Here is a 25722-nt window from a genome sequence, read left to right as displayed (position 1 = left end):
ATTAAACGGTTACGACGACGCGCTCGGAAGCAAAGCAGCCGATCTGGCACGAGATGATCGTGCCATCGGCATCGATGTCTTCCCCAGCATAGGCAAGCACCGGTGTCAGGCGCGATTGCTGCAGAAGGCGCGCCTCAGCCTCTGTCGGCATGCGCGCCGTGATGTCGGTGGAGCGACGCCAGTAGTCCGTCACGCCGTAATCCCTCAGCGCCGTTGTGAACGAGCCCGTCGCGGCGAACTTCTCCGCAAGATCGGCAAAGCGTTCCGCCGAGCAGCTGCGCATGACGACCGAGACGGGAAGCGCATCGGCATAGGCGACCACACACATTTCCAGCACCGCATCGCCTGGCTGCAGAGCCAGCCTCGCAGCGATATCGGCATTGGCCGGAATCTCCCTGGCGGAGAGAACCTTGCGCGTGAGGTTAGCATCCGTCGCAGTCAGATCCTTGCTGAACCGTACCTTGTCACCCAACTGGAAGCGAACAGGCATGTCGGCGCGGACATAGGCGCCGCTTCCGCGCGCCACGCGCAGCAGCCCCTCCCCCTCCAGCTCGGCAATCGCGCGCCGCATCGTCACCCGCGAGACGCCGAACTGTTCGGACAGAGCGCGCTCGCTTGGCAGGCGGCTACCCGGAGCGTGCTTGCCTTCATCAATGGCGTTTCGCAGCTCCGCGGCAACGGTCGCCCAGCCGCCACCGGTTTTTACGCCTTCTCCCTGCCGATTTTTCTCAACCATCACAATTCTGTCGCCTTGAAATTGGTATATACCAATTTATAAAGATCTGGATCGTTTATGGAAGGGTTCGGCATGGGCGACAAGCGCATATATGTGACGGCGGTCAGCAGCAGCGACATGCACGGTTTCAGCAAGCAGAACCGGGATCATATCCAGCTGCTGACAGGGCTCGGCGTGGAGGGCGACGCGCATATGGGAGTGACGGTAAAACACCGCTCACGCGTCGCGGTCGATCCAAGCCAGCCCAATCTGCGCCAAGTGCATATCATCCACGAAGAGCTTTTCGAGGAGCTGACCGAGAAGGGATTTTCCGTCACTCCGGGCGACATGGGCGAAAACATTGCAACCAGAGGGATCGACTTGCTTTCGCTGCCACAGGGAACGAGCCTGCATATCGGCGACGAGGCGATCGTCGAGGTCACCGGGCTGCGCAATCCCTGTAAGCAGATCGACGATTTCCAGAAAGGTCTCTTGCACGCCGTACTCGATCGCGATGCCGATGGCGGCCTGGTCCGCAAAGCTGGAATCATGGGCATCGTCTCGCAGGGCGGCCGGGTCAAACCTGATGACGACATCCGTGTAGAGTTGCCGCCGCTGCCGCATATCAAGCTCGAGCGGGTTTGACATCAAGGTCGATCTGATGCGCTCCCATAGGGAGAAATCAGCTCTGAATATGCCGCGCGTCTGATACCCCCTCTGTCACGAAGGGACAGAGGGGGTGCTCACTCTCCACGACGCCCGCAGCCAGTATCATCCCCCAATTGAATCAATCGAGATCATCATTGCCCGAATTACCGCCACCGTTGCGGTTGCCGGTGATGATCTCGCGCTTGCCGACGTGGTTGGCAGGCCCGACCAGACCGTCCTTCTCCATGCGTTCGACGAGCGAGGCGGCACGGTTATAGCCAATGCCGAGGCGGCGCTGGATGTAGGAGGTCGAGCACTTCTTGTCGCGCATGACGACCTTGATCGCCTGTTCGTAGAGATCGTCACCGTCTTCGGAGGCGATGGCGCCCTTGTCGAAGACTGCGGTGTCTTCTTCCTCGTCTTCCTCGTCCTCGTCGGCCGTGACCGTGTCGAGATATTCCGGGCGGCCCTGCAGCTTCAGATGTGCCACGACCTTCTCGACTTCCTCGTCGGAGACGAAGGGGCCGTGAACGCGGGAGATGCGCCCACCGCCGGCCATATGCAGCATGTCACCCTGGCCGAGGAGCTGTTCTGCGCCCTGCTCGCCGAGGATGGTGCGGCTGTCGATCTTCGACGTTACCTGGAACGAGATGCGCGTCGGGAAGTTTGCCTTGATCGTGCCGGTGATGACGTCGACCGAAGGGCGCTGCGTCGCCATGATCAGGTGGATGCCGGCCGCACGCGCCATCTGCGCCAGACGCTGGATCGCGCCTTCGATCTCCTTGCCGGCGACCATCATCAGGTCGGCCATCTCGTCGACGATGACGACGATATAGGGCATCGGCGTCAGATCCATTTCCTGTTGTTCTTCGATCGGGGCACCGGTGCCCTTGTCGAAGCCGGTCTGAACCATGACGTGGATCGTCTCGCCCTTTTCCTTGGCGGAGGCAACGCGGCTGTTATAGCCGTCGATGTTGCGCACACCGAGGCGCGACATCTTCTTGTAGCGATCCTCCATTTCACGCACCGCCCACTTCAAGGCCATTACGGCCTTCTTGGGATCGGTAACGACGGGGGTCAAAAGGTGCGGAATGCCGTCATAGACGGACAGTTCCAGCATCTTCGGGTCGACCATAATCAGGCGGCACTGTTCCGGCGTCATGCGGTAGAGCAGCGACAGGATCATCGTGTTGATCGCGACCGATTTACCCGAGCCTGTGGTACCTGCCACGAGCAGATGCGGCATCTTCGCAAGCTCGGCGATGACGGGCTCGCCGCCGATGGTCTTGCCGAGGCCAAGCGCCAGCTTGTAGCCGCTCTTCTCGAAATCCGGCGAATCGATCATCTCGCGGAAATAGACGGTCTCGCGGTTGACGTTCGGCAATTCGATGCCGATGACGTTGCGGCCGGGGACGACGGCGACGCGAGCGGACAGTGCCGACATCGAACGGGCGATATCGTCTGCGAGGTTGATGACGCGCGAGGATTTGACGCCAGGCGCCGGCTCGAATTCATAGAGCGTGACGACCGGGCCTGGACGGACATGAATGATCTCGCCCTTGACGCCGAAGTCCTCGAGTACGCTTTCCAGCAGGCCGGCATTCTGCTCCAGCGTTTCCTGCGTCATGATCACGCCCGAACGGATGGCAGGTTCCTGCAGCAGTTCGCGTGGCGGAAGCTCGTATTCGCCATCAACGCTGAGGGCGATCGGGCGCCACTCGGGCGGCGTCAAGGATGCGGGCCGGCGCGGCGAGATCCGTGACGGCGGCGCATCGATCAAACGCTGGGCGGCAGCTTCGACGGCCGGAAGGGTCGGTGCCGCCTTGGCGACAGGTTCTGCCGACGCAGGCGCTACGACCTTGGTCGGCATCGGTGCCAAGACCATGACCGGCGCAGGACGAGATTCGACAGAGGGCGGGGCTTCAGCGCCATAGACGGCGGTGACGAAAGCGGGTGGCACGAATGTTTCCGGCAGGGTCGCGGCCTGTGGCTCGACGGGAGCCGGAGCGGCAATCTTCGGGATCTCTTCGACGACAGGCGCCAGAACGACAGCTTCCCATGCGGCGAGTTCATCCATGTCGGGCGTGGTGACGGCCACCAAAGGAAGGCTGGGAACGGCCTCGACCACAGCAGGTATTTCGACGACCGGCTGGATCTCTGCGGCTGCAACCGTCCGGCGGCATTCCACGACGCGGAATTTCGCAACGATCGATTCGGCCTCGACCAGAAGCTGCGGGATCATCACCGGCTGTGCCGGCTCGCCCTTGACGGCAGAGACGAATTCGCCGTCGAAGGGCATCGCATCCCAGAAGGCGAAATCGGAAAGATGGGCAAGCCGCGACTCGGCCACAGGCGCGACTACGGACTCGGGAACATTCAACGATACTGAGGAAGCATCCAGCGCGATCGCCGGAGCCTTCGAAAATGCGGTAGCGATAACAGTCATCTCCAATGCGTCCGGCTCGTTCGCCGGGGATTTCTGAATTACGGAGGGCATGTAACCCTCTACCGCAAAAGGCATGTCCTCGAGCGGCGGCAAATGGAACTCGGCAGGCTGCGCCGGCGAGGTTGCGACGAGGGCTGGCGTGGAGCCGATGACCGGTGGCTCCATCAGACGCATCGTTGCGTGCCCGGAGACCGGCCGCGTCACCTCGACCTGAGGTTCTACGGGGGGACGTCGGCTGATGATTTCGTTTTCCCGTGTGCGGGTAAACCGAACGTTCGGCCCCATCAGGAACGCGTTCTGCCAGCCGGGCGAGGCAAGATCTTCCGCAGAGATTCCCTGTGGCAAAACGGGCATTACCGGAGCGCTTACCGCGGGTGTCGCCTGCAGAGCCTCGACGACCGGCTTCGGGGCGGCGGCGGTCCGCTGCCTTATCTCTTCGGCACGGCGCAGCTCCTCGGCGCGACGCTGCTCTTCCGCCCTACGCTTGGCTTCGCGGGCGTTGCGGATCTTCTCTTCCAGGAATGCACGGCGAGCGGCGATCTGCTCGGCCCGGCGCGCCTCTTCGGCTGCCTGTTCCGGGTCGAGTTCGCCCTCTGGCTGAACGCCTTGTGACGCATTTGAAACTGTCGTTCGGGAAAGACGCATGAGACCTGCAACCCAGTCATTGATATTGCCGATGGCTTCTCAAATCGAATAGGGCAAGGATGGTTAATAAGTTCCTTCCTGACGCCTCTGAAAGCTCTTATTTCCCGCCCCCTGTGCCGCTGCGACAACATCGAAAACCCCAGGCAAACAGGCGCACGGAAACGACTTTGCCGCAAAAAACGCGGCAAAGAGACCCGTTAAATTTTTTGCGTGGCTCGCTATCTCGCCGAGGACAGTTGCGCGATCGAAAGCAGGGTGTCGGCGCTGATCCCGACGCCGGAAGAAGAGCCGGAGAGAATCGATAGGGCCGGCGACGTGGACGACGTCGTATTGCTCTGCAGATCGTACATCGCGGAGAATCGCTGCATCAGCGCGTCGACCTTGGTCGGGTCCTTCAGATCGCTGACCTTGACGAAGTTGCCCAGCATCTTGGCCTGTGTATCGACATCCATCGACGACATCGCGCTCGGCAGGCTATAGGTCGTGGTGATGACGGCATAAAGCGCCGCATCGCCCATGATGTCGTAGACGGAATTGATATTCGGCGCCTTGCGCTGGAAATAGAGGGCCAGACGCACACCGGGGTTGGTGTCGCCTTGCTGATCTTCCAGCGTCTGATGCAGGTAGAGATCGTTGGTAGACGCGAGCGCTCCCTGATTTTGCGCCGTGCCGAGCTTGCTATCCGTCAGATTGCCATCCGTGCCGAAGTTAAATGCCTCGACGATGCTCTTGAACTTGGCACCAGCAGCCGTGTTGATGAAGCTCTTCGCATCGGACGGATCGGAAGCGAAGGCCTTCTTCAGCGTCGCCGTATCGACGGTTTTCGGATCGATGCCGCTGGCCGTCAGGATGAAATTGGTGAGCTTGCTGTCGGCCAGGAGTTCCGTGACGGTGCTAACCTTGGTGATATTGGTCGCGAAGTAGGTGCCGGCGGTCTTGGCGTCGCTACTGGCCTTGGTCAGCAAGGCGCCTGAGAGCCCGGCGGTGGTGTGGCTGGAATATTGAGAGATAAAGCTGTTGATCTGCCCCTGCGACAGGGATTGAACCGGAACCTTCAGGTTACCCTTGCTGTCGAAGTTGAAGGCCTTTGCAAGCTCGGTAAGGCGTGAGTCCTTGAGCGAGTTGACGTAGCTCTTCGGATCGTAGGGATCGCTTTCGAGAATCTTCGTCAACTGCGACTTCGTCACCTCGTCCGAGCCGATGCCATAGGCGCGCAGCGCCATCTGGTAGAGTTCGGGGGCACTGTCGTTGGATGTGCTGCCGTCGGCCGTATTGCTCGTGAAGAAATCCTTGATGGTCTTCACGCTGGCGATGCGGTTTTTGTAGTTGTTGACCGCATCCGTCGTCAGGCTCGATTGCGACGTTTTGTAATTGCTCATATAGGCCGCCGAGGCCGCGTCGGTCGCGCTCTGAGACTGCGCCGCCTGACCGGCGGCAAGTGTCCCGTCCGCTTGGAAATTGAACGCGGCGACGACGTTCGTCAGGCCGAAGATGGAGGCGGTCGTCGGGTCGCCGAAAGCATTCTTGAAAACAACGGCGGGCGTGGTCGGATCGATACCGTAGGCGGTCTTGATGAAGTTGAAGAGGCGCGGATCCGAGGTCAGCTGATCGACCGATGTAACGGAGCCGATATGGTCCTTGTAATATTGGTTATTGTCGGTCGCACCGATGCTCGTAATGAATGACGGCACGGTGGAATTGTAGGCGCCCATCACATCGGCCTGCTGGCCGAGCGTCTGTGGACCGCCGACGTAGTTCGCGGTATAGGCCGCTGTCGTCGCGCTCACCTGAGCCGATGTCTGCGCCTGCGAGCCGGCGGCAACAGTCCCGTCCGACTGGAAATTGAATTGGGCCATGACATTGGTCAGCCCGTTCGACGTCGCGACGCCGGCATCCTCGGCCGAAGCGTTGAATTGGTCGGCGGTGATATAGGCCGGGATGTTGAGGGCGGTCTTGACGTATTGGAACAGCCGCGGATTGGATGTGAGCTGGCCGACCGAGGTGACCGTCCCGATATTGGCCTGATAAAAGGCGGTGTCGCTGTCCGGTGTCGAAGCCTTGACCGTGCCGTCCGCATTGAAATTGAATTCGGCCGCGAGAGCCTTATCCGCGGTGCCGCCATTCTGATTGAGATAGCTGTTGGGGTCGCTCGGATCGCTCGTCAGCATCTGCCTGAGATTGGAATTCGATGCATTGGTCGGATCGATGCCGTAGGCCTGCAGCACATAGTTTCTCAGCCGCGTGTTACCGAGAAGGTCATCGACCGTCTTAACGGAGCCGATGTTCTGGGCGTAATAGCTTGTTTCGGTGGCCGCGGACGTCTCTTCATTCGTAAACGATTGCTGATAAAGCCCGATGAGATCGTCTTCCTGCGCTCCCGATTGCGCCGTCTTCGTGCTGCCCGTACCGAAATTGAACGCGGCAGCGAATGCCTTGTAGCGGGAATCGTTGAGCTGATTCGCAAAACTGGTGGAATCGCTCAGGTTGCTGGTCAGCACCTGTTTCATAAAGGCTTTGGCATAGGTCATGTCGGAGAGCCCGTAGGCTTCCATGGCATAACTGTATAGCTGATAGTCATTCAGGAAGTCATCGACATTGGTTACTTTGCCTATATTGGCTTTGTAATAGTCGATCAGACGCTTGTTTTGCGACTGCGATGCCACCTGATTGAGCGAGGTCGCCATATCTCTGGTTGTGATCTTATAACCTAGATAGGTGGATATCATTAGCAAAATCCCAATAGATCTTCAATATAGACGGCGAATCCAGCCTTCATCATTACATGCAAACCTTACCCGAGACTTACACGTGCTCACTCTATACGTGCACTATATCGAGACGACTTCCCTGCCGTGTGTTCACCTTATGGAAACCCTGATGCATTCGACTTTGCTAACCATTTGACGACGCAAAGTTTTCTTAACCTCGATTTTTAAGCTGTCCGGAAGGGACGGCGCCTAATCTGCCCAACAACGAGAGGACAAAAGTTCTCCGAGAGAAGGCCGGGAAACGGGCTCTCAGGTAAAGCAAGGGTAGAAAATCGATGACAAATACCGTCCTAAAGCCCGATTGGGCTGGAACCACACTGCGGCTTGATCCGACGCGCTTTCCCCAACAGGTCAGCTACGCCATGCGCGGTGCCGATGGAGACGTCACCATCACGATCGACGAGCGCGGCGCAGTGCTGCGCAAGATCCTGCCCTCCAGTGGGCTGCCGCTATCCGTCGCCCTGCCGAAACGCGCCTTCAAGGGTGTCGCCGCCCGGGCTATCGACCATGGCGACGGCGAAGTAACCGTCACCCTGGAACTGCATCATTCCGATCCGGATCTCTGCATCCCCCTTCTCGTTGCTCACGATCTGAGCGATATCGCTGCCGACTGGCGTTCCTGGTCGGACGCCTTCCGCATTCCGATGCTGATGATCGAAGCAGACGGCGTTGCCCGCCCGCTGGAAGAGCATCTGGGCGGCGTCCGCTCGCAGGACAGCCAGCCGCGTCGCCGCCACTCCTACTTCGCCGATCGCCGCCCGCGCTTCCTCGTGCGCCGCTCCACCGGCAAGCTCGGCATCAAGATGAAGATCGAAGGCCGCGAGATCATCGCAAGGCACTAAGCCGCACGCGCTTAAAAACTGAATATTGCAAAAGATCGGCCGTGGGATACCCAGTCCCGCGGCCGAAATCGTTACGACTACAGCGAAGAGCTGTGTCCGCGACCTTACGAAAGCGCTTCGCCGTCAGGGAATGAGCAGCAGAAACGACAGGAAAAGACCTGCGAAGATGATCAGGCCGACCCGGTTGTTGGATTTGAACAAAGCAAGGCATTGCTCGCCATCATTGATGTCGAGCACGGCAATCTGATAGGCGAACATGCCGCCGGCGGCGATCAGGCCGAGATAAGCGAGCCAGCTTGTTCCGGCCAATGTGAAAGCGATCAGCATCAGAAGCAGCGTCGCTCCATAGAGGCCGACCAGCCAAAGGCGTGTCTGGTCGCCAAAAAGCCGCGCGGTCGAGCGCACACCGATCAGTTCATCATCTTCCTTATCCTGATGCGCATAGATCGTGTCGTAGCCGATCGTCCAAAGGATGGCGGCCATGTAAAGGATGATCGAGGTAAGCGACAGGTTGCCGAAAATGCCGGCCCATCCCATGAGGGCGCCCCAGGAGAAGGCGAGGCCGAGGAAGAATTGCGGCCAATCGGTGAAGCGCTTGGCGAAGGGATAGAGCGCGACGATGCCCAACGACAACAGGCCGAGAATGACGGCAAACCAGTTGAACTGCAGCAGCACGAAAAGACCGACCAGAGCCTGCAGGGCAATGAAGACCTTGGCCTGAAGGCGCGTCACGCGGCCCGATGGCAGCGGGCGGGAGCGAGTGCGCGCCACCGACATGTCTATCTCGTGATCGACCAGGTCATTATAGGCACAGCCGGCGCCGCGCATGGCGACCGCGCCGATGAAGTACAGCACGAGATGGTAGATCACCACGAAGCCGGGCGAACCTCGCCCCATGGAAATCGAGGCATTGGCGGCGAGCGCGACCGACCAGAAGCACGGCCACATCAAGAGCTGCCAGCCGATGGGCCGGTCCCAGCGAGCAAGCTGCGCATAGGGCCAGAGCCCTGGGGGCAGAACGCGGTACACCCAGTTGCCGGAAGGCGCGTCAGCGACGCGCCCATTGATGTCGCCTGTCTTTTGCATGAGCGAGTAGTAGTGACATCTGGCGCTCAAGGTCAAGCGGCGGCGGGGTCGCAGCCCCGCTCATTTCTCAGTTCGTCGTGAAGTTGAACTTGTAGCTGGCGGACATGCCGATCAGGAGCTGGTTGCGATCGCCGCGTTCTCTCACCAGGCTGCTGTCTGCGGCAGGGCCGGTCAGGCGGGTGTATTCCACGAACGTGCTGGCGGTCCAGTTTTCCGATGCCTTCCAGGTCAGCGCGCCGCCGACGCCGACGGACTTGATGCCGCCGCCCGGATTGTACTGGCTGAGGCCCGATGCCGCCGCGTCCCGTGCATTGACGCCGTAGTAGGTGTTGAAATAGTCGTTGGTGGCAAGCGTCATGCGCGGACCACCGGAGAGACGCAGTTCCGGGGTAATGTCGGTGAAGGCATCGACGGCGGCATCGGCAACGAGACCGCTATGAGCGCGGATGCCCTGGCGCACTTCGACGCGTGCGCGCAGCCAATCGGTCGGGTAAGCCTCGACAAAACCGCCGGCTTCCAGGCCCCACTTCACCTTTTTCAGGCCCGTAAGCTCGCGACCGTCGCCACTGTCGCGGCTACGCACGAACTTGCCGACGATGCCGACCCGAAAGGCATCACTCTCGATGAAAGCAAAAGATGGATTGTCGTTGCGCGAGGAGAAACGTGGCCCCGGCCCCTGCCTGCCGATCGACACCAGCGGCTGCCATTGCAGCTTGTTGTGCTTGCCGCCCTCGAATTTCGGCGCCGAGAAACCGGCCGCCCCGACGCTTAGATACCAATTTCCCGACCAGAAATGCTGGCCGTCTCCAGCTGAAGCCGCAGAAGCGGAGGCGACAAGTAAACCGAAACTGATAAAAAGGCGCGATTTTGCAAACACAATGCAACTCCATAATACGCAATACAAAGGGCCGTACACGCGGCCCTAGAGTTGCTTCAAATTATTCGGATCGCGTTACCGGCTTCTTAACCAAAAGCAGCTGAATCGGCAGGGAGATCGAATTTAAGTTGAAGTTGGCATCCTCCGGCCTGCGCCGATCTGTCGCGGTGATTTAATTAAGCTATAGGCTACTCAATCATAAGTAATGCCAGCTATCCTCTGTGGTACATGGCCATTCACAGCCCCAGGTCCCTAAAAGAGAAACAAATGAAGACCACATCCCTGATTTCCCTAGGCCTATTCCTCGGCGTAAACGTCGTACTATCAGGTTGCGTCAGCGCACCGATCGGCGGCGCCAAGCAGGATCAATATTCGCACAGAGTCATTTCCGGCAAGAAGACGGCGCTCGGAATGGCTTCGTCGGTGAAGCGGGACTGCACATTCAACTCCTACCCCTATACAGGGGTGGTCAAGCAGCCCAGCCATGGCAAAGTCACATTCGAACATGGCACGGTTCACGTCAAATACGACAAGGATAGCGACGCCTATATCTGCAGCGGCAAGCCCGTTGAAGGCACTACGATATATTACACATCCGATCCCGGTTTTGTCGGCACCGACCAATTCACCCTGCGGGTAACCGTGTTGTACGGAAGTAAAGTCAGCGACGAGAATCTGACCGTCAAAGTGGTCAAGTAGTACTCATATCCTCGCTGACTGGCAGGACTGAACAAAAACGCCGGACCATGGAAACCCATAGTCCGGCGCGACGACGTATTGATACGCGAAGGCTTAGAACGTCACCTTTTCCAGAGGTGCGCGCGTCGCCTCGAATTCCTTCAGCTTCGCCTCGCGCTCCCCGATGTAATTGCGGTTGTCCGGAACGGCGAACTGATTCTTGGCGATCTGGATCTGCATGATGAAAAGCTCATCCCAGCGGAAGCCCATTTCGGAGCCTGCCAGATAGAATTCCCACATGCGGAAGAACTTCTCGTCATAGAGCGCGACGGCGTCGGCCTTGCGGGCGACGAAGTTGTTGCGCCAATGCCTGAGCGTATAGGCATAGTGCATCGGCAGGGTTTCGACGTCCCTCGTCAGCAGACCGGCCTTCTCAAGCGGCGGCGTGGTTTCGCCGATCGACGGAATATAGCCACCCGGGAAAATATACTTTTCGATGAAGGCATTGGTGGCGTAGCTCGGCTTCGGACGCGCGATCGAATGCAACAGCATCACGCCGTTGTCGTCGAGCAATTCCGAAACCTTGCGGAAGAACTTGCCGTAATCGCCGATGCCGACATGTTCGAACATGCCGACGGAGACGATGCGGTCGAACTTCTTGCCGGTCAGGTAGCGATAGTCCTGCAGCTCGAAGCGGACGCGATCGGACAGGCCGCGCTTGGCCGCACGGTCGCGCGATACTTTCAGCTGCTCTTCGCTAAGCGTGATGCCGGTGACGTCGAGGCCCGGATAGGCTTCGGCAAGATACATCGCCATGCCGCCCCAGCCCGAGCCGATCTCCAGCACCTTCTGACCGGGCTCGACCAGCAGCTTCGCAGCGATATGGCGCTTCTTGGCCACCTGCGCTTCGTAGAGGCTGATGCCTGGCGGATTGAAATAGGCGCAGGAATATTGCCAATCCTCATCGAGGAAGAGATCGAACAGCTTGGCCGACAGATCGTAGTGATGCGCAACATTGTATTTATTGCGGTTGATCGGCGAGCGGCTCTTGATCTGCTGCAAGGCGATGCGGCCGAGCAGCAGCGCCGCCATGCGGAAATCAAAGATCTCATTGGTGGTGTTCTGCTTCACCAGCGAGAGGAATTCATAGATATCCCCTTGCTCAAGAATGAAGCGCCCCTCCATGTACATTTCGCCGAGCTTGAGCGTCGGATCGCGAGCAATCGCGTCCTCCGCCTGCTGGTCGGCAATGCGGACAGCCACTGTCTCACCGGTTCCGTCGCCGACCATATGGGTCTCGCCGGAAGCGAGCATAAGCTTGAGGGAGCCTTTACGGATAAGCTTCTTAACGAGAGAGAGAAGTACCGACGCCATGGACGCCTCGAATGTTATGACATGACATTGAGGCAACTTTAGCGCTTCACAGCCTTGTGGCAAGCGCAGCTTTTCGCACACGTTGGCACTCTGGCAACAACTCTGCCAGAGTGTGACATTCTTGCATAATCTCTCGCTAAGTCCTTATTTTCGTTTGAATGCGTCCGCCAAGGCGGCACCAAAACTACCCCGTTCCTCGGTCTTTGGACGGGTGTTGCTCCTAACGCCAGCGTTGCGAGCGCCGCCTTGCTCGCGCGACTCACGCCCGGAGGGGGCCGCCACAGTGCCGCCATCTTTGCGCATGGAGAGGGCGATTCGCTTCCGCTTCACGTCGACCTCGACCACCCTCACCTTCACCACATCGCCGGCCTTCACGACCTCATGCGGATCCTTCACGAAGCGGTCGGCCAGTTGCGAGACATGCACCAAACCGTCCTGATGGACGCCAATGTCGACGAAGGCGCCAAAGGCAGCGACATTGGTAACCGTTCCCTCCAGCAGCATGCCAAGCTTGAGGTCGCTGATCTCGTTGACGCCTTCGGCGAAGGTCGCGGTCTTGAAGCTCGGACGGGGGTCGCGGCCGGGCTTTTCCAGCTCGGCGATGATGTCGCGCACGGTGGGCAGGCCGAACTTGTCATCGATGAACTGCCTCGGGTCGACAGCCTTCAGGACAGCAGTATCGCCCATCAGGGTCCGCAGATCGCGGCCGCAGGCGGCGACGATCTTCTTGGCGACGCCATAGGCTTCCGGATGCACGGAGGAAGCATCCAGCGGCTCCTTGCCATTGGGGATGCGCAGGAAGCCGGCGCATTGCTCGAAGGTGCGCTGGCCGAGACGGGCGACCTTCAACAGATCGCGACGGGTTTCGAATGCCCCTTCGCCGTCACGATGCTTGACGATCGCCTCGGCGATCGAGGGACCGAGGCCCGAGACTCGGGCAAGCAGCGGCGCCGAGGCCGTGTTCAGATCGACGCCGACAGCGTTCACCGCATCTTCGACAACCGCATCCAGCGAGCGGGACAGCTTCTGCTGATCCACGTCATGCTGATACTGGCCGACGCCGATCGACTTCGGCTCGATCTTCACCAGCTCAGCCAGCGGATCCTGCAGGCGGCGGGCGATGGAGACGGCGCCGCGCAGCGAGACATCGAGGCCGGGGAATTCCAGCGCTGCCGTTTCCGAGGCGGAATAGACGGAAGCGCCTGCCTCCGAGACGATAACCTTGGTCGGCTTCGGCGCCGGCAGATCAGCGAGCATGTCGGCCACCAGCTTTTCCGTCTCGCGGCTGCCGGTACCGTTGCCGATGGAGATCAGCTCGACATTGTGCTTGCGGACAAGGGCCGCCAAAGTCGCCTGCGTACCGCGCACGTCGTTCCTCGGCGGGAAAGGGTAGACCGTCGTCGTTTCCAGGAGTTTGCCGGTGCCGTCGACGACAGCCACCTTGACGCCGGTGCGGATGCCTGGGTCGAGACCCATGGTGGCACGCGAGCCGGCTGGCGCGGCCAGCAGCAGATCCTTCAGATTGCGGGCGAAAACATGGATCGCCTCTTCTTCGGCGCGCTCGCGCAGCTCACGCATCAGATCGAGCGACAGCGACATGGAGAGCTTCACGCGCCATGTCCAGCTGGCGACGTCCATGAGCCAGCGATCGCCGGGCCGGTTCGAGCCGATTTCATAGGCGGTGGTGATCATTCGCTCGACCGGCTTGTTCGGCGAAACGGCGTCCACATCGACTTCGATATTCAACGTCAGGAACTCTTCGTTCCAGCCGCGCAGCATGGCGAGTGCACGATGGCCAGGGGCCGTTGCCCAGCGCTCCTGATGCGCGAAATAGTCGGAGAATTTTGCGCCGGCTTCCTGCTTGCCGTCGACGACGGCGGCTTTGAGGGTGGCGTTCGTCTTCATATAGCCGCGCAGCTTGCCGAGCAGGTCGGCATTTTCGGCAATGCCTTCGGCGACAATGTCGCGCGCGCCCTCGAGCGCCGTCTTCACATCCGTAACTTCGGCTGTGATGAAGCCTTCGGCGAGAACGGCGGGCTCTTTCGAGCGATCGGCGAGGATCGTGTCGGCGAGCGGGCCGAGCCCACGCTCCCTCGCGATCTCGGCGCGGGTGCGGCGCTTCGGCTTGTAGGGCAGATAGAGATCTTCCAGCTCGGCCTTGGTGGCGACGGTTGCGACCTTGCGCATCAGCTCGTCGGTCATCTTGCCCTGGCCGGTGATGGATTCGATGATGGCGGCGCGGCGGGCTTCCAGTTCGCGCAGATAGACGAGCCGTTCGGCCAGCGTGCGAAGCTGTGTGTCATCGAGGCCGCCGGTGACTTCCTTGCGGTAGCGGGCGATGAACGGCACGGTCGCGCCTTCGTCGAGAAGCTCGATGGCGGATTTGGCCTGATCCGGGCGGGCATTGATCTCGGCGGCGATGGTGGCAGCAAGGGAACGGATATCGGCGGCCATGTGACTCTCTGAACTGGACAATCGTGAGGGGACCATAAGCACGATCCCGTTGGTATAAGAAACAGTTTTCGACGCCGATCATGCCGATCCCGCATGGAAGGGGAGATCTCGCGTCCAAAACCATACCCGCTTTAGCGATAGAAAAAGGCGTGGCAATGTTGGTCGCCAAACCTCCACAGGATTTGATGCTTGACCTTTGGCCCAAGCCCGCTTAACCGCGCAAAGGGATGCAACGAAAGGGCAAGCCATGAGAGTTCTGTTGATCGGATCGGGCGGACGCGAGCACGCACTGGCCTGGAAACTGGCGCAATCGCCTCTCATGACGGAATTCTATGCCGCACCCGGCAATCCGGGCATTGCCGAGCATGCGACGCTTGCGTCACTCGATATCGACAATCACGATGCCGTCGTCGCCTTCTGCAAGGAGAAGGCCATCGATTTCGTCGTCGTCGGACCGGAAGCACCCTTGGTCGCTGGCATCACCGATGCACTGCGCGCCGCAGACATTGCCGTCTTCGGCCCTTCGGCAGCGGCAGCCCAGCTCGAGGGCTCCAAGGGTTTCACCAAGGATATCTGCGCACGCTATGACATCCCGACGGGAGCCTATCAGCGCTTCAACAACGCGCCGAAGGCGAAAGCCTATGTCCGTGCGCAGGGTGCGCCGATCGTGGTCAAAGCCGACGGACTTGCTGCCGGCAAGGGCGTGACGGTGGCCATGACGGTCGACGAAGCATTGGCGGCCATCGACGATTGCTTCGAAGGGGCATTCGGCGAGGCCGGCGCGGAAGTCGTCATCGAAGCCTATCTGGACGGCGAAGAGGCAAGCTTCTTCTGCCTCTGCGACGGCAAGCATGCGCTGGCGCTGGCAACCGCCCAGGACCACAAGCGCGTCGGCGACGGCGATACCGGACCGAACACCGGCGGCATGGGCGCCTACTCCCCCGCCCCGGTCATGACCCCTGACATGGTCGAGCGCACCATGAAGGAGATCATCGAGCCGACGATGCGCGGCATGGCGGAAAGCGGCCATCCCTTCTCCGGCGTCTTCTTCGCGGGCTTGATGATCACCGCCAAGGGCCCCGAGTTGATCGAATACAATGTCCGCTTCGGCGATCCCGAATGCCAGGTGCTGATGATGCGGCTGAAGAGCGATCTGCTGCCGCTACTCTTCGCCTGCGCCAACGGTACGCTCGATCAGGTGGCCGCCGAATGGAGCGACGATGTCGCTCTGACCGTGGTCATGGCCTCGAAGGGCTATCCCGGCTCCTATGCCAAGAACACGCCGATCGCAGCGCTACCGGCCGATGGCGAGGGAGCCAAGGTGTTTCATGCCGGAACAGCCTTGAAGGACGGCGCACTGATCGCGACTGGCGGCCGCGTTCTCAACATTACCGCGACAGGCAAGACGGTCGGCGAAGCGCAGAAGCGCGCCTATGCCCTTGCCGGCGAGGTGGAATGGGAAAACGGCTTTTATCGCAATGACATCGGCTGGCGCGCGGTCGAGCGCGAAGCGTAAACTACCGAGCCGATCCGGTCACTGAAAGTCCATTAAATTTTTACCTAATCTCCTGACGGTATGGAAACAAAGCTTCGCTAATGTCTCCATCAATCTAAAGCGCATCGCGATTTTCAGATTCGCTTCTTGCGCTTTAGCTCTTTGATTTTACGCATGTCGTTATCGCAAAACCGCTGCACAGTTTTGCGCGACATGCTTCGGACGGAGTTGTTGGTGATGCGTTCCTTCTTCCTGACCTTGGCATGCGTGCTGGCCGGCGGCTCCGCCATGGCCTCGTCGATCCAGCCGGTCGACGGCAAGATGATCGGCGGCAAGGGCAGCATCGTCGCCAAGAATTGCGCCGACTGCCCTCCCCTCAAGCCGCAAATGGTGGAAAAGGAATATAATGTTCCGACGCTGGCACCCGGCACTCAGACGGTTGTCATCCGCAATATCGACGGCGAAAAAAGGGTCGTGCGCACTGAAGCCTGGATGGGTGGCTCTCCGGTCATGTTCGTCAGCAAGCCTACTCCGGAAGCCCTGGCTGCGGCCGGCACCTCTTCCGACGGCATCGACGTGACAGCAAAGACCGCATCCTTGACGGAAGTGGCAACAGCTCCCGAGCCGGCGCCGCTCGATCTCTCCGCCTTCCAGCTTCGCCAATAATTGCGACTCTTAGGTCGACGGATCAGCCGCCGCGCAGCAGTATCTCAAAACAAACTTCGCTAATATTCGAATTTTCGAAAATATGATAGATTTGTGGATAATATTCTCAAATCTAACTATGTATTACTGACATCAGCGAGAGCATATCCCTGGTTTCATCTCTTGCGAAATACAATCGAACCCCTGCTATTAAAGCTTTATTAGACATAAACAGCGACTTTGTTGTCCACCGGACAGCAGCATGTCATTTGAAGCAGCGGCAAGCGTATTGGGACTCTCTCAGGCGATCGCACAGGCGGTAGGATACCGCACCGGTATTCAATTACCTGTGGAGGCACTATTGAAGAATCTCAAGATCGCACATCAACTATTCGCCCTGCTCGGCCTGCTGATGGCTGCCTTCGCGGTGGCCACCTATTTCCAGATCCGGTCTCAAGCCGATACCATTTACGACGACCGCTTCGACATGCTGCGCACGCAGGTCGAATCCGGCATCTCTGTTTTGAACCAATATTATCAGCGCGAAAAATCCGGCGAGATGACGCATGAGGCCGCTCAGGCCGAGGCCTTCAAGGTGTTGTCGCATGTCAGCTTCGCGCCGGCAGGCTACTTCTTCGGCTTCGATTTCAATGTCATCCAGCGCATTCACCCAAGCCCCGTCAATATCGGCAAGGACATGTCCTCGCAGGTCGACAAGAACGGCACGCATTTCAGCAAGGAAATGGTCGAAAAGGCCATCAAGGGCGGTGGCCGCACGATCTATTACTGGAACAAGCCTGGCCGCCCCGAAAGCGAGTTCTTCCTGAAGGGCAGCTATTCCGGCGCCTTCGCTCCCTGGCAGATCGTGCTTGGCTGCGGCGTCTACATGGATGACCTGCAGGAGCAGATCAACACGACGATGTGGCGTGCCCTGCTGATCTGCGGACTTGTTTTCCTCGTCGGCATCAGCGCGTCTCTCTATTGCATCCGTGGCATCGCCCGGCCACTCGCCGACGTCCACGCAGCCCTCAAGGCCGTGGCCGACGAAGACGTGAAGATCACAATCCCGCATGTCGAGATGCGCAACGAGATCGGCCTGATGGCCAAGGCGACCCAGGCGCTGCAGGAAAAGATCCGCGAACGCCACATCCTGGCCGACCGCCAGGCGGCGCAGGAGCTCGAAATCAGCAGCGAGCGCGAACAGAACCTGCGCCAGCAGCAGGACGAAGCCCGCGAACAGGCGCGCGTCGTCTCCGTTATCGGCAAGGCGCTCGAAGATCTCGCGCGCGGCGACCTGACGGTGCGTTGCGGCGATCTCGGCGCCAGCTATGCCGGCCTTCGCAACAACTTCAACGAGGCGCTGTCGCATCTGGAAGCCGCGATGGGGCGGGTCAACGCCAAGGGCAACGACATCGGCCTCAGCAAGGAAGAAATCCGTCGCGCCTCCAACGAGCTGTCGCAGCGCACCGAGCGTCAGGCCGCCAGCCTGGAAGAGACCTCGGCGGCCCTCGACGAGCTCACGGTCGCCGTCCGTCAGACCGCGGAAGGCGCGCATGAGGCCAGCAAGCGCGTTCACACCGTCAGCACCGAAGCATCGCGCAGCGACGCCGTGGTTGCCCAGGCAATCGAAGCGATGAGCGGCATCGAGAAGTCCTCGGCGGAGATCGGCAAGATCATCGGCGTCATCGACGAGATCGCCTTCCAGACCAACCTTCTGGCTCTGAACGCCGGCGTCGAAGCCGCCCGCGCCGGCGAATCCGGCAAGGGCTTTGCCGTCGTCGCCCAGGAAGTGCGCGAACTGGCTCAGCGTTCCGCGGCGGCCGCCAAGGAAATCAAAGACCAGATCGCCCGTTCCTCCGGCCAGGTCGACCAGGGCGTCCGCCTTGTCGGCGAGGCAGGCGAAGCGCTGAAGCGCATCTCCGACCAGATCAAGGCTGCCAACGAGATCGTCTCGAAGATCGCCCACAGCGCCTCCGAGCAGGATACGACGCTGCGCTCGATCTCGTCTTCGATGAACCAGCTCGATGCCGCCACGCAGCAGAACGCCGCCATGGCTGAAGAAACGACGGCCTCGGCCGAGACGCTCGCCGCCGATACGGAAGATCTGCTCGCACTCATCCGCGGCTTCCGTGTCAACGACGGCCACCCGGCCATGGATCACCGCCGCCGCGCCGCCTGAGCAGCATAGGTCAGAAAATGAGAAACCGCCGGGCTTGCGTCCGGCGGTTTTCTTTTGAGCTTTAATTGGCTGCTTCAGTCTGCCGCCTTCAGCAGCTCGACCAATTTTTCGATCTCGCGATCGGAATAGACCTCGATACCGGCCTGCTGCAGCCGCGCCGCGGTGACGCCCCGGCCGCTCTGCCGGCCACCGAAAAAACTTCCGTCATAGATGAAGCCAGAGCCGCAGGATGGGCTGCCGTCTATCAGCAGGGCATAGCGGCAGCCGGTATCCTGTGCGAGCGCCAGAGCATTTTCAGCCGCCTGACGAAATTCCGCCGTGACATCACCGCCGGTGATCTCCATCACCCGCGCAGTGCCGGCAAGCACATCCTCGCCGGTGGCGCCGTCTGCGATTTCGGCCGGCGGCCTCGGAACGGCCATGCCCGCAGACATTTCCGGACAGATCGTCACCAGCCGCCCCTCCTCACGCCAGCAATCGATCGCCGGATGGATGAGCGGCTTGGAACGGCCGTCATAGCGGACGGCGTGGCCCATGAGGCAGGCGCTGACGAGGATCTTTCCGGTCATCGCGCCCCCATATCTTATCCCGCAATCTTCGAGAAGTCGGCGACCGTGCTGGTTGCCTCGCGGATCAGACGCAGCAGCGCCAGGCGGTTGGCGCGGATAGCGGCGTCTTCATCGTTGACGAGCACGTCTTCGAAGAAGCGATCGACCGGCGCGCGCAACTTCGAAAGGGCTGCCATGGCCGAGCGGAAATCTTCCTTGGCGATCGCATCGGATGCCTCGGCGGAGGCGGCCTTGACGGCGGCGAAGAGATCCTTTTCGGCATCAAGCTTCAGCAGCGCTTCCGAAACGCTGTCAGCGACAACGGTGCCCTTCTTCTCCTCGGCTGCCAGAAGCTGCGTGGCACGCTTGGTGCCGGCGAGCAGGTTCTTGCCGTCCTCTGACGTGATGAAGGCGGTCAGCGCCTCGACGCGACGGGCGACCATCAGCAGATCGTCGGTCACCGGTGTCAGCACGGCGTCGATGAGGTCATGGCGGGCGCCGAGATCGCGCAGGTAGACCTTGAGGCGATCATGGAAGAACGCCAGCAGATCGGCGTCCTTGGTGGTTGCCAGCAGTGGCAGGCGCACGCCCCGCTCCAAGAGGATACGAACGACGCCGAGGGCGGCGCGGCGCAGCGCGTAAGGATCCTTCGAGCCTGTCGGCTTCTCGTCGATTGCCCAGAAGCCGACGAGCGTATCCAGCTTGTCGGCAAGCGCGACTGTGATCGCGACCTTGTCTTCGGGAACGCGGTCGGAAGGGCCCTGCGGCTTGTAGTGATCTTCGATCGCAGCGGCGACCGAGGCATTCTCGCCCTGCAGCACCGCATATTTGCGGCCCATGAGGCCCTGAAGCTCGGGAAATTCGCCGACGGCTTCGGTGCGCAGATCTGCCTTGGCCAGCACGACGGCGCGGTCGACCAGAGCGGCATCGGCGCCGGTGATCTTGGCGAGGTCAGCGGCCAGCGCACGAATGCGGGCAACACGCTCGCCCTGGCTGCCGAGCTTGGCATGGAACGTGACGTTCAGTGCGTCGAGCTTGGCCATGCGCTGATCGAGCGGTTTCTTCAGGTCGAGACCGAATTTCGCAGCAGAGGCTTCAAGCGTTTCGAGATCGGGCAGATCGCCCTGGTCGCGCTTCCAGAAATGCAGCGCGTCGGACAGGCGGGCACGCACGACCTTGCCGTTGCCGTGGATGATCTCCTTGCCGCCATCCGTCGCCTGGATGTTGGAGACGAGAATGAAGCGGTTGGACAGGGTTTCTCCCACCTGCGGGCGGGTGACGAAACACTTCTGATTGGTCTTGATGGTGAGGCGGATAATTTCCGAGGGGATCGAGAGATAGTCTTCCTCGAAGGAACCCATCAGCACCTGCGGCCACTCGACCAGGCCGGACACCTCTTCCAGCAAGCCTTCGTCCTCGACCAGTTCCAGGCCATTGGCAAAGGCGACATCGCGGGCGTCGTGCAGGATGATGTCCTTGCGGCGCTCGGCATCGAGGATGACGTTGGCCTTTTCCAGGCTCGATACGTAGTCATCGAAGCGCTTGACCGTGATCGCATCAGGCGCATGGAAACGATGACCGTAGGTCACGTTGGAAGCGACGATGCCATCGATCTCGAAGGGGATGACGACGGTCTCTTCATGTTCGGTGCCGAAGGTGCAGACGATCGACTGCAGCGGGCGCACCCAGCGCAGCGAGCCGGGTTTGGCCGATGCCTTGCCCCAGCGCATGGATTTCGGCCAGGGGAAATTTCTTACGATATCAGGCATCACGGCGGCGACGATTTCTTCCGCGGCGCGGCCGGGCTTGGAAATGATCGCAACGTAGAAATCACCCTTCTTCGGGTCGCTCTGCACCTGCGCTTCGGAGATGGAGGAAAGGCCGGCGCCGCGCAGGAAGCCTTCGATCGCCTTCTCGTTGGCATCGGTGCGCGGACCCTTGCGCTCCTCGAGTACGTCAGCCGAGCGCGCCGTCAGGCCGCGGATATCGAGCGTCAGCCGCCGGGGCGTCCAGTATTCCCTGGCACCTTCATAGGAAAGGCCTGCTTCGACCAGAGCATCGGTCACCAGCTTCTTCAGGTCGCCGGCAGCCTTGCGCTGCATACGGGCGGGAATTTCCTCGGAGCGGAGTTCGAGCAGGAGATCGGGCATGGGAGCTGTCTTTACCTTGAGGCGGAAATGATCCGGGCGGACTTAGCAAGCCCGGCGGCAAAAGTCACCAAGGCAAAAGGCGAATTTACCATCCGCCGCCGCCGCCACCTCCGCCACCGCCTCCGGAGGAACCGCCACCGCCGCCACCCCCACCACCTGAGAAGGCCGAGGAGGAACTCGAGACGGGCGCGGGAATCGTCGAGGCGATGGTGGAGGCCATTGAGGAAGAGAAATCACCGATCGTTCCGCCGATGCTGCCCGGGCGGAAATCGCCCGAATACCAGATCGGCGCATAGGCAGCGGCCGCAGTCGCACCGGCAGCCGTCGCGAGCCATGTCTCGAAGGCGCTCGACCAGGGCTTTTCGACGCCGAGCGCGACCGCATAGGGCAGCAGCTTTTCGAAATGCTGCGGCGACATCTGCGGAGCGCCCTGCATGTTCATACGGTCGCGTTCGGCGAGCGTCAGATATTGCCTGAGGCCGGCGATGCCATCCATCATCTTGCGCCCGAGCGGCGTCGGCGCACCCATCAGGAAATAGAAGACGACGTTGAGCGCGAAAATGCCGACGATGCCGGCCACCAGCGGCAACAAGCCCGCTTCCCATAGCGGCATGACGGCCGCGGCAAAGCCGCTAACGGCAATCGAGACAAAAACGAAGCCGAAGAAGGCAAAGACCAGCACGGAAAAAATGCGCTGTGCGAGGCTGGCGCTGTGCCTGCGGAACCTGCGGCCAATCGAACTCGCGAAAATCGTGACGAATATCGACAGAAATCCAGGTACGAAGATGAGCGGCAACGCATTCTCGTGCAGGCGGCCGAATATGACGATGGAGGCCAGGATGAGAACCGATAGCGCGATGCCGGCGATGACATAAATTGAATTGGCCTTGTAATATTCGCCGCGATGATCGCGCTCGATGGCGCTGCGGAACTTCGAGCCGAGTTGCTGCACCGCCTCGCCGTTTTCCCTGTCGATGACAAGCGGCGAGAATGGACCAACGGCCTGCATCAGCACCTTGTCACCGCCGCCCAGATCGCTACCCGCCTTGCCCGTGGGGCGGATGACCACCTTTCCCTTCAGGTCATCGAGAATGACATAGCCGCGCACGGCAAGATCGATTGCCGTTGCCGAAAACGCCGTCCAGCTCGAGCTGGCGAAGCCTTTATTGTCGATATAGTTGACCAGCGCCGGGGAAATGCCTTCGGGCGGATCCCAGCGCGGAACCATGACGCCGGGCGAAGGATCACGGCCGACCGCAATCCAGCTTCGCAGGTAATAGACGAACAATACGATCAACCCGCCGATGGCAATGCTCGTGTCGAGATGATCCCGGAGAAACCAGCTCCATTGCTGGCTGCCGCTCGGCGGCGCGATCGCTCCCTTGGCAAGCTTGATGGCGATCGTCAGGCCTTCGGCACGATCAAGCGGGCGGGTTGTGACGAAGGTGGCCGTATTACGCTGAGTGCTGGCGTTAGCATTCTTACCTTGCGCGCCGAGTGGGCCGGTAAAAAAGGCAAGTTGTTGCGGCTGCACGCCATCGGGCAATGTGACCAAAGCCTTGGCATTCATGATCGGGAACAGCCAGCCATTGCCTGTCACGTTCCAGTAAAGCTCGTCATGATCGTCGAAATAGCGCATCTGACGATTGGTGTCATAGGTAATGCGGAACGTATGCGGGCCTGGGTTCAGGACACGATCGGCGTTGCCGATATAGATGCGCTCGCCGCCGCTGATGCGCTCGGTGCGCCAATCCTCCGGCTGGCCGTCGCGTTCGACGGAGACGACCTTGAAATCCACCAGGATCTGACGGCCGTTGGCATCGGTCATTGTCAGCGGGAAATCGCGGAAGATGCCGCGACGGATATCACGTCCTTCGGCATTCACGGAGATCGTCTCGACCACCCGCATGGAACCGTCGCGGTGCAGGGCGATCGCCTGATCGAAATTGGTGATGATCTCGGCCGCAGTTACCGCCGTTGCGCAAAGCAGCAGGCACAAGGCCAGGAAGAACCCGCAAAGCCGTGTCATCACTCCCCCAAGAGATACGCGGCGCCGTTGCGGGCGCCGCTTCACGTCAAGATGCTTCCGCGCCCCGCCCCTCTTTGGGATGGCAGAACGTCAGTCTTCGTAGGCGACGCCGAGCGACGCCAGCACATCCCAATAGGCCGGGAAGGTCTTGGCAACGCAATCGGGATCGAGAATGGTGATGCCGCCGATCTTCAGGCCGGCAAGGGCAAAGCTCATGGCGATGCGATGGTCGGCGAAGCTATCGATCTCGGCCGGCAGGATCTTGCCGGCCAAGCTCGGATCGGAAGCGACGATCAGATCATCGCCCTCTTCCGTGCCGAGGTTCGGAACAATGCGCGACAGGCCGCTCGACAGTGCGCGGATACGATCGCATTCCTTGACGCGCAGGTTCTCGATGCCGACGAAGCGTACCGGCGTTTCGTTGAAAGCGGCAAGGACGGCAAGCGTCGGGATGGCATCCTGCATCTGCGAGCCGTCGATGACGGCCGGAAGATGCGGGAACTTCGAAATCAGATCATAAGCTTTCGCATCCGGCTGCGAGAACTGTTCGGCCGGGGTGCCAAGATCGATCTTGCCGCCGCTCAGCACTTCAGCAGCCCAGAGATAGGTCGCGGCAGAGGCATCCGGCTCGATCAGGAAATCAGCGGCATGATAGCCGGTGGGCTCGACGCGCCAGGCGACTGGGCTCACGCGCTCGACCTTGGCGCCGAAAGCACGCATTGCCGCAACCGTCAGATCGATGTAACCCAGGGCGCCGATATGCTCGCCGAGCAGCTCGACATCGACAGCGCGGTCGCCGCCGGCAGCCATCATCAGCAGCGCCGAAACATACTGGCTGGAGAGGCCGCCATCGATCTGCACGCGGCTTGCCTCGAAACGGCCGGTGCCGTTAACGGTCACAGGCGGGCAGCCGGTTTCAGCCGAAGCATCGATGCCGAGCGAGCGCAGCGCGTCAACGAGCGGGCCGATCGGCCGCTTGCGCATGTGCTCATCGCCATCGACGATGACTTTGCCGTCTACCAGTGCTGCAGCCGCCGTCAGGAAGCGTGTCGCCGTTCCGGCATTGCCGAGAAAGAGAGGAGCCGCAGGCGCCTTCAGCTTGCCGCTGCCGGTCACGATGAAGGTCGTGTCGTCGGGTTCGTCGATGACAACGCCCATGGCGCGCAGCGCTTCGGCCATATAGCGGGTATCGTCGCTCTTCAGCGCGCCGGTCAGGCGGCTCGTGCCCTTGGCGAGGCCTGCCAGCAGGAGCGCGCGGTTGGTGATCGACTTCGATCCCGGCGGCATGGCGCGCCCGGTCAAAGGCTTGCCCGGCGGGATAATCGTGAGTTTGGCTCTACCCATCATCATTCTCTTTGGTCAGTCAGGAAAACGGCCGATGGCCGGCGGTCGGCATCCTTTACCGCCTTGCATGAAAAACCGATAGCGGAAATCTCAGAACTTTACCGCGGGAACGGCGCGATCCGCTTCGTTGGTGATCTCGAAATAGGCTTTCTTGACGAAGCCGAAGGGGCCGGCGATGAGATTGTTGGGGAAGGTCTCGACCTTGACGTTCAGATCGCGTGCGGCACCGTTGTAGTAACGGCGCGACATCTGGATCTCGTTTTCGGTCGTCTCCAGCGATTGCTGCAGCTCGACGAAGCCCGTGTTGGCCTTCAGGTCCGGATAGGCTTCGGACACGACCATCAGACGACCGAGCGCCTGGCTGAGAATGCCCTCGGCGGCGGCGCGACCGGCAACGTCGCCAGCGGGCACAGCCTGGGCGGCAGCCCGCGCCTGTGTGACCTCGACCAGCGTCTTGTTCTCATGGCCGGCATAGCCTTTGACGGTCTCTACCAGATTGGGAATGAGATCGGCGCGACGCTTCAGCTGCACGTCGATACCGGACCACGCTTCTTCCGCGACCTGGCGTGCGCGAACGAGCCCGTTATAGATGAAGACGACATAGAGCGCGGCCAGCACTATAATCGCTAGAAGAATAAACATCTCGAATCCCCATGGCGACTGCAACCATGGGGACACTAGGCAGATTTGCCGGCAATGTCACCCGGCTTTAGCGACAACAGAAGCAAGATCAGGCCAGCTTAGCCCAATCCCGGGGAAAGCCGTGCCGGAATTGCCAGACATCATCATGGCTTTAGGG

At 60.5% G+C, this 25722-nt stretch carries 18 protein-coding genes; 6 read left to right on the top strand and 12 right to left on the bottom strand.

The features are described from left to right. Window position 1 precedes the first annotated feature (1 nt). Window positions 2-736, bottom strand: a complete 735-nt coding sequence (gene phnF / locus GA0061102_RS11615; RefSeq protein ID WP_092847023.1) for a phosphonate metabolism transcriptional regulator PhnF — start codon at window positions 734-736, stop codon at window positions 2-4. 72 nt (window positions 737-808) lie between these two features. On the opposite strand from phnF, the gene GA0061102_RS11610 reads away from it, so the two are divergent. Beyond that, complete coding sequence (locus GA0061102_RS11610; RefSeq protein WP_092847155.1) at window positions 809-1360, top strand: MOSC domain-containing protein; 552 nt, start codon at window positions 809-811, stop codon at window positions 1358-1360. 142 nt (window positions 1361-1502) lie between these two features. Here GA0061102_RS11610 and GA0061102_RS11605 read toward each other — a convergent pair whose 3' ends face one another. Next, window positions 1503-4454: a DNA translocase FtsK gene (locus GA0061102_RS11605; protein WP_092847021.1), complete on the bottom strand. Its 2952-nt coding sequence runs from the start codon at window positions 4452-4454 to the stop codon at window positions 1503-1505. Window positions 4455-4672: 218 nt separating this feature from the next. Beyond that, window positions 4673-7180, bottom strand: a complete 2508-nt coding sequence (locus tag GA0061102_RS11600) for a DUF1217 domain-containing protein (protein WP_092847019.1) — start codon at window positions 7178-7180, stop codon at window positions 4673-4675. A gap of 317 nt (window positions 7181-7497) precedes the next feature. Between GA0061102_RS11600 and GA0061102_RS11595 the strand changes: the two genes are divergently transcribed. Then, on the top strand, window positions 7498-8064 hold the full coding sequence (locus tag GA0061102_RS11595) for a DUF6101 family protein (protein WP_092847017.1): 567 nt from the start codon (window positions 7498-7500) through the stop codon (window positions 8062-8064). 123 nt (window positions 8065-8187) lie between these two features. Here GA0061102_RS11595 and ubiA read toward each other — a convergent pair whose 3' ends face one another. Next, window positions 8188-9150, bottom strand: a complete 963-nt coding sequence (ubiA, locus tag GA0061102_RS11590) for a 4-hydroxybenzoate octaprenyltransferase (RefSeq protein WP_092847015.1) — start codon at window positions 9148-9150, stop codon at window positions 8188-8190. A 67-nt stretch (window positions 9151-9217) separates the two neighbouring features. Next, window positions 9218-10027, bottom strand: a complete 810-nt coding sequence (locus GA0061102_RS11585; protein ID WP_092847013.1) for a MipA/OmpV family protein — start codon at window positions 10025-10027, stop codon at window positions 9218-9220. 267 nt (window positions 10028-10294) lie between these two features. On the opposite strand from GA0061102_RS11585, the gene GA0061102_RS11580 reads away from it, so the two are divergent. Further along, window positions 10295-10726: a hypothetical protein gene (locus GA0061102_RS11580; RefSeq protein WP_092847010.1), complete on the top strand. Its 432-nt coding sequence runs from the start codon at window positions 10295-10297 to the stop codon at window positions 10724-10726. 93 nt (window positions 10727-10819) lie between these two features. Here GA0061102_RS11580 and GA0061102_RS11575 read toward each other — a convergent pair whose 3' ends face one another. Beyond that, the gene (locus GA0061102_RS11575) at window positions 10820-12079 is read right to left on the bottom strand and encodes a cyclopropane fatty acid synthase (RefSeq protein WP_092847008.1); all 1260 of its coding nucleotides are present in this window, start codon (window positions 12077-12079) and stop codon (window positions 10820-10822) included. Between the two features lie 144 nt (window positions 12080-12223). Then, complete coding sequence (locus GA0061102_RS11570; RefSeq protein WP_092847006.1) at window positions 12224-14533, bottom strand: Tex family protein; 2310 nt, start codon at window positions 14531-14533, stop codon at window positions 12224-12226. A 247-nt stretch (window positions 14534-14780) separates the two neighbouring features. Here GA0061102_RS11570 and purD point away from each other — a divergent pair, with 247 nt between their 5' ends. The 3 genes from purD (at window position 14781) to GA0061102_RS11555 (ending at window position 18852) form a co-directional block, all read left to right on the top strand. Next, window positions 14781-16049 (top strand): phosphoribosylamine--glycine ligase, encoded by a 1269-nt coding sequence (gene purD, locus GA0061102_RS11565; protein WP_092847004.1) that lies wholly within the window; start codon window positions 14781-14783, stop codon window positions 16047-16049. A 216-nt stretch (window positions 16050-16265) separates the two neighbouring features. Continuing rightward, window positions 16266-16694 carry a plant virulence effector HPE1-like domain-containing protein gene (locus GA0061102_RS11560; RefSeq protein WP_092847002.1) on the top strand — a complete coding sequence of 143 codons (429 nt, stop codon included), beginning with the start codon at window positions 16266-16268 and terminating at the stop codon, window positions 16692-16694. A gap of 340 nt (window positions 16695-17034) precedes the next feature. Continuing rightward, on the top strand, window positions 17035-18852 hold the full coding sequence (locus GA0061102_RS11555) for a methyl-accepting chemotaxis protein (RefSeq protein WP_092847000.1): 1818 nt from the start codon (window positions 17035-17037) through the stop codon (window positions 18850-18852). Between the two features lie 74 nt (window positions 18853-18926). On the opposite strand, the gene GA0061102_RS11550 is transcribed toward GA0061102_RS11555, so the two are convergent. The 5 genes from GA0061102_RS11550 to GA0061102_RS11530 form a co-directional block, all read right to left on the bottom strand. Then, window positions 18927-19421, bottom strand: a complete 495-nt coding sequence (locus tag GA0061102_RS11550) for a 2-thiouracil desulfurase family protein (RefSeq protein ID WP_092846998.1) — start codon at window positions 19419-19421, stop codon at window positions 18927-18929. 14 nt (window positions 19422-19435) lie between these two features. Further along, entirely contained in the window at window positions 19436-21550 is a 2115-nt protein-coding gene (gene glyS / locus GA0061102_RS11545) for a glycine--tRNA ligase subunit beta (RefSeq protein WP_092846996.1), read from the bottom strand. Between the two features lie 85 nt (window positions 21551-21635). Further along, a complete protein-coding gene (locus GA0061102_RS11540; RefSeq protein ID WP_092846994.1) occupies window positions 21636-23579 on the bottom strand; it encodes a DUF2207 domain-containing protein in 1944 nt (647 codons plus the stop codon). A 90-nt stretch (window positions 23580-23669) separates the two neighbouring features. Next, entirely contained in the window at window positions 23670-24926 is a 1257-nt protein-coding gene (locus GA0061102_RS11535) for a 3-phosphoshikimate 1-carboxyvinyltransferase (protein ID WP_208858641.1), read from the bottom strand. A gap of 87 nt (window positions 24927-25013) precedes the next feature. Beyond that, window positions 25014-25565, bottom strand: a complete 552-nt coding sequence (locus tag GA0061102_RS11530; protein WP_092846990.1) for a LemA family protein — start codon at window positions 25563-25565, stop codon at window positions 25014-25016. Window positions 25566-25722 lie beyond the last annotated feature (157 nt).

This window comes from Martinezella miluonensis (assembly GCF_900094545.1).
GTDB classification, from domain to species: Bacteria; Pseudomonadota; Alphaproteobacteria; order Rhizobiales; family Rhizobiaceae; genus Rhizobium; species Rhizobium miluonense.
The sequence above is the reverse complement of the archived record's forward strand: the minus strand, read 5'-3'. Positions and strand labels throughout refer to the sequence as shown.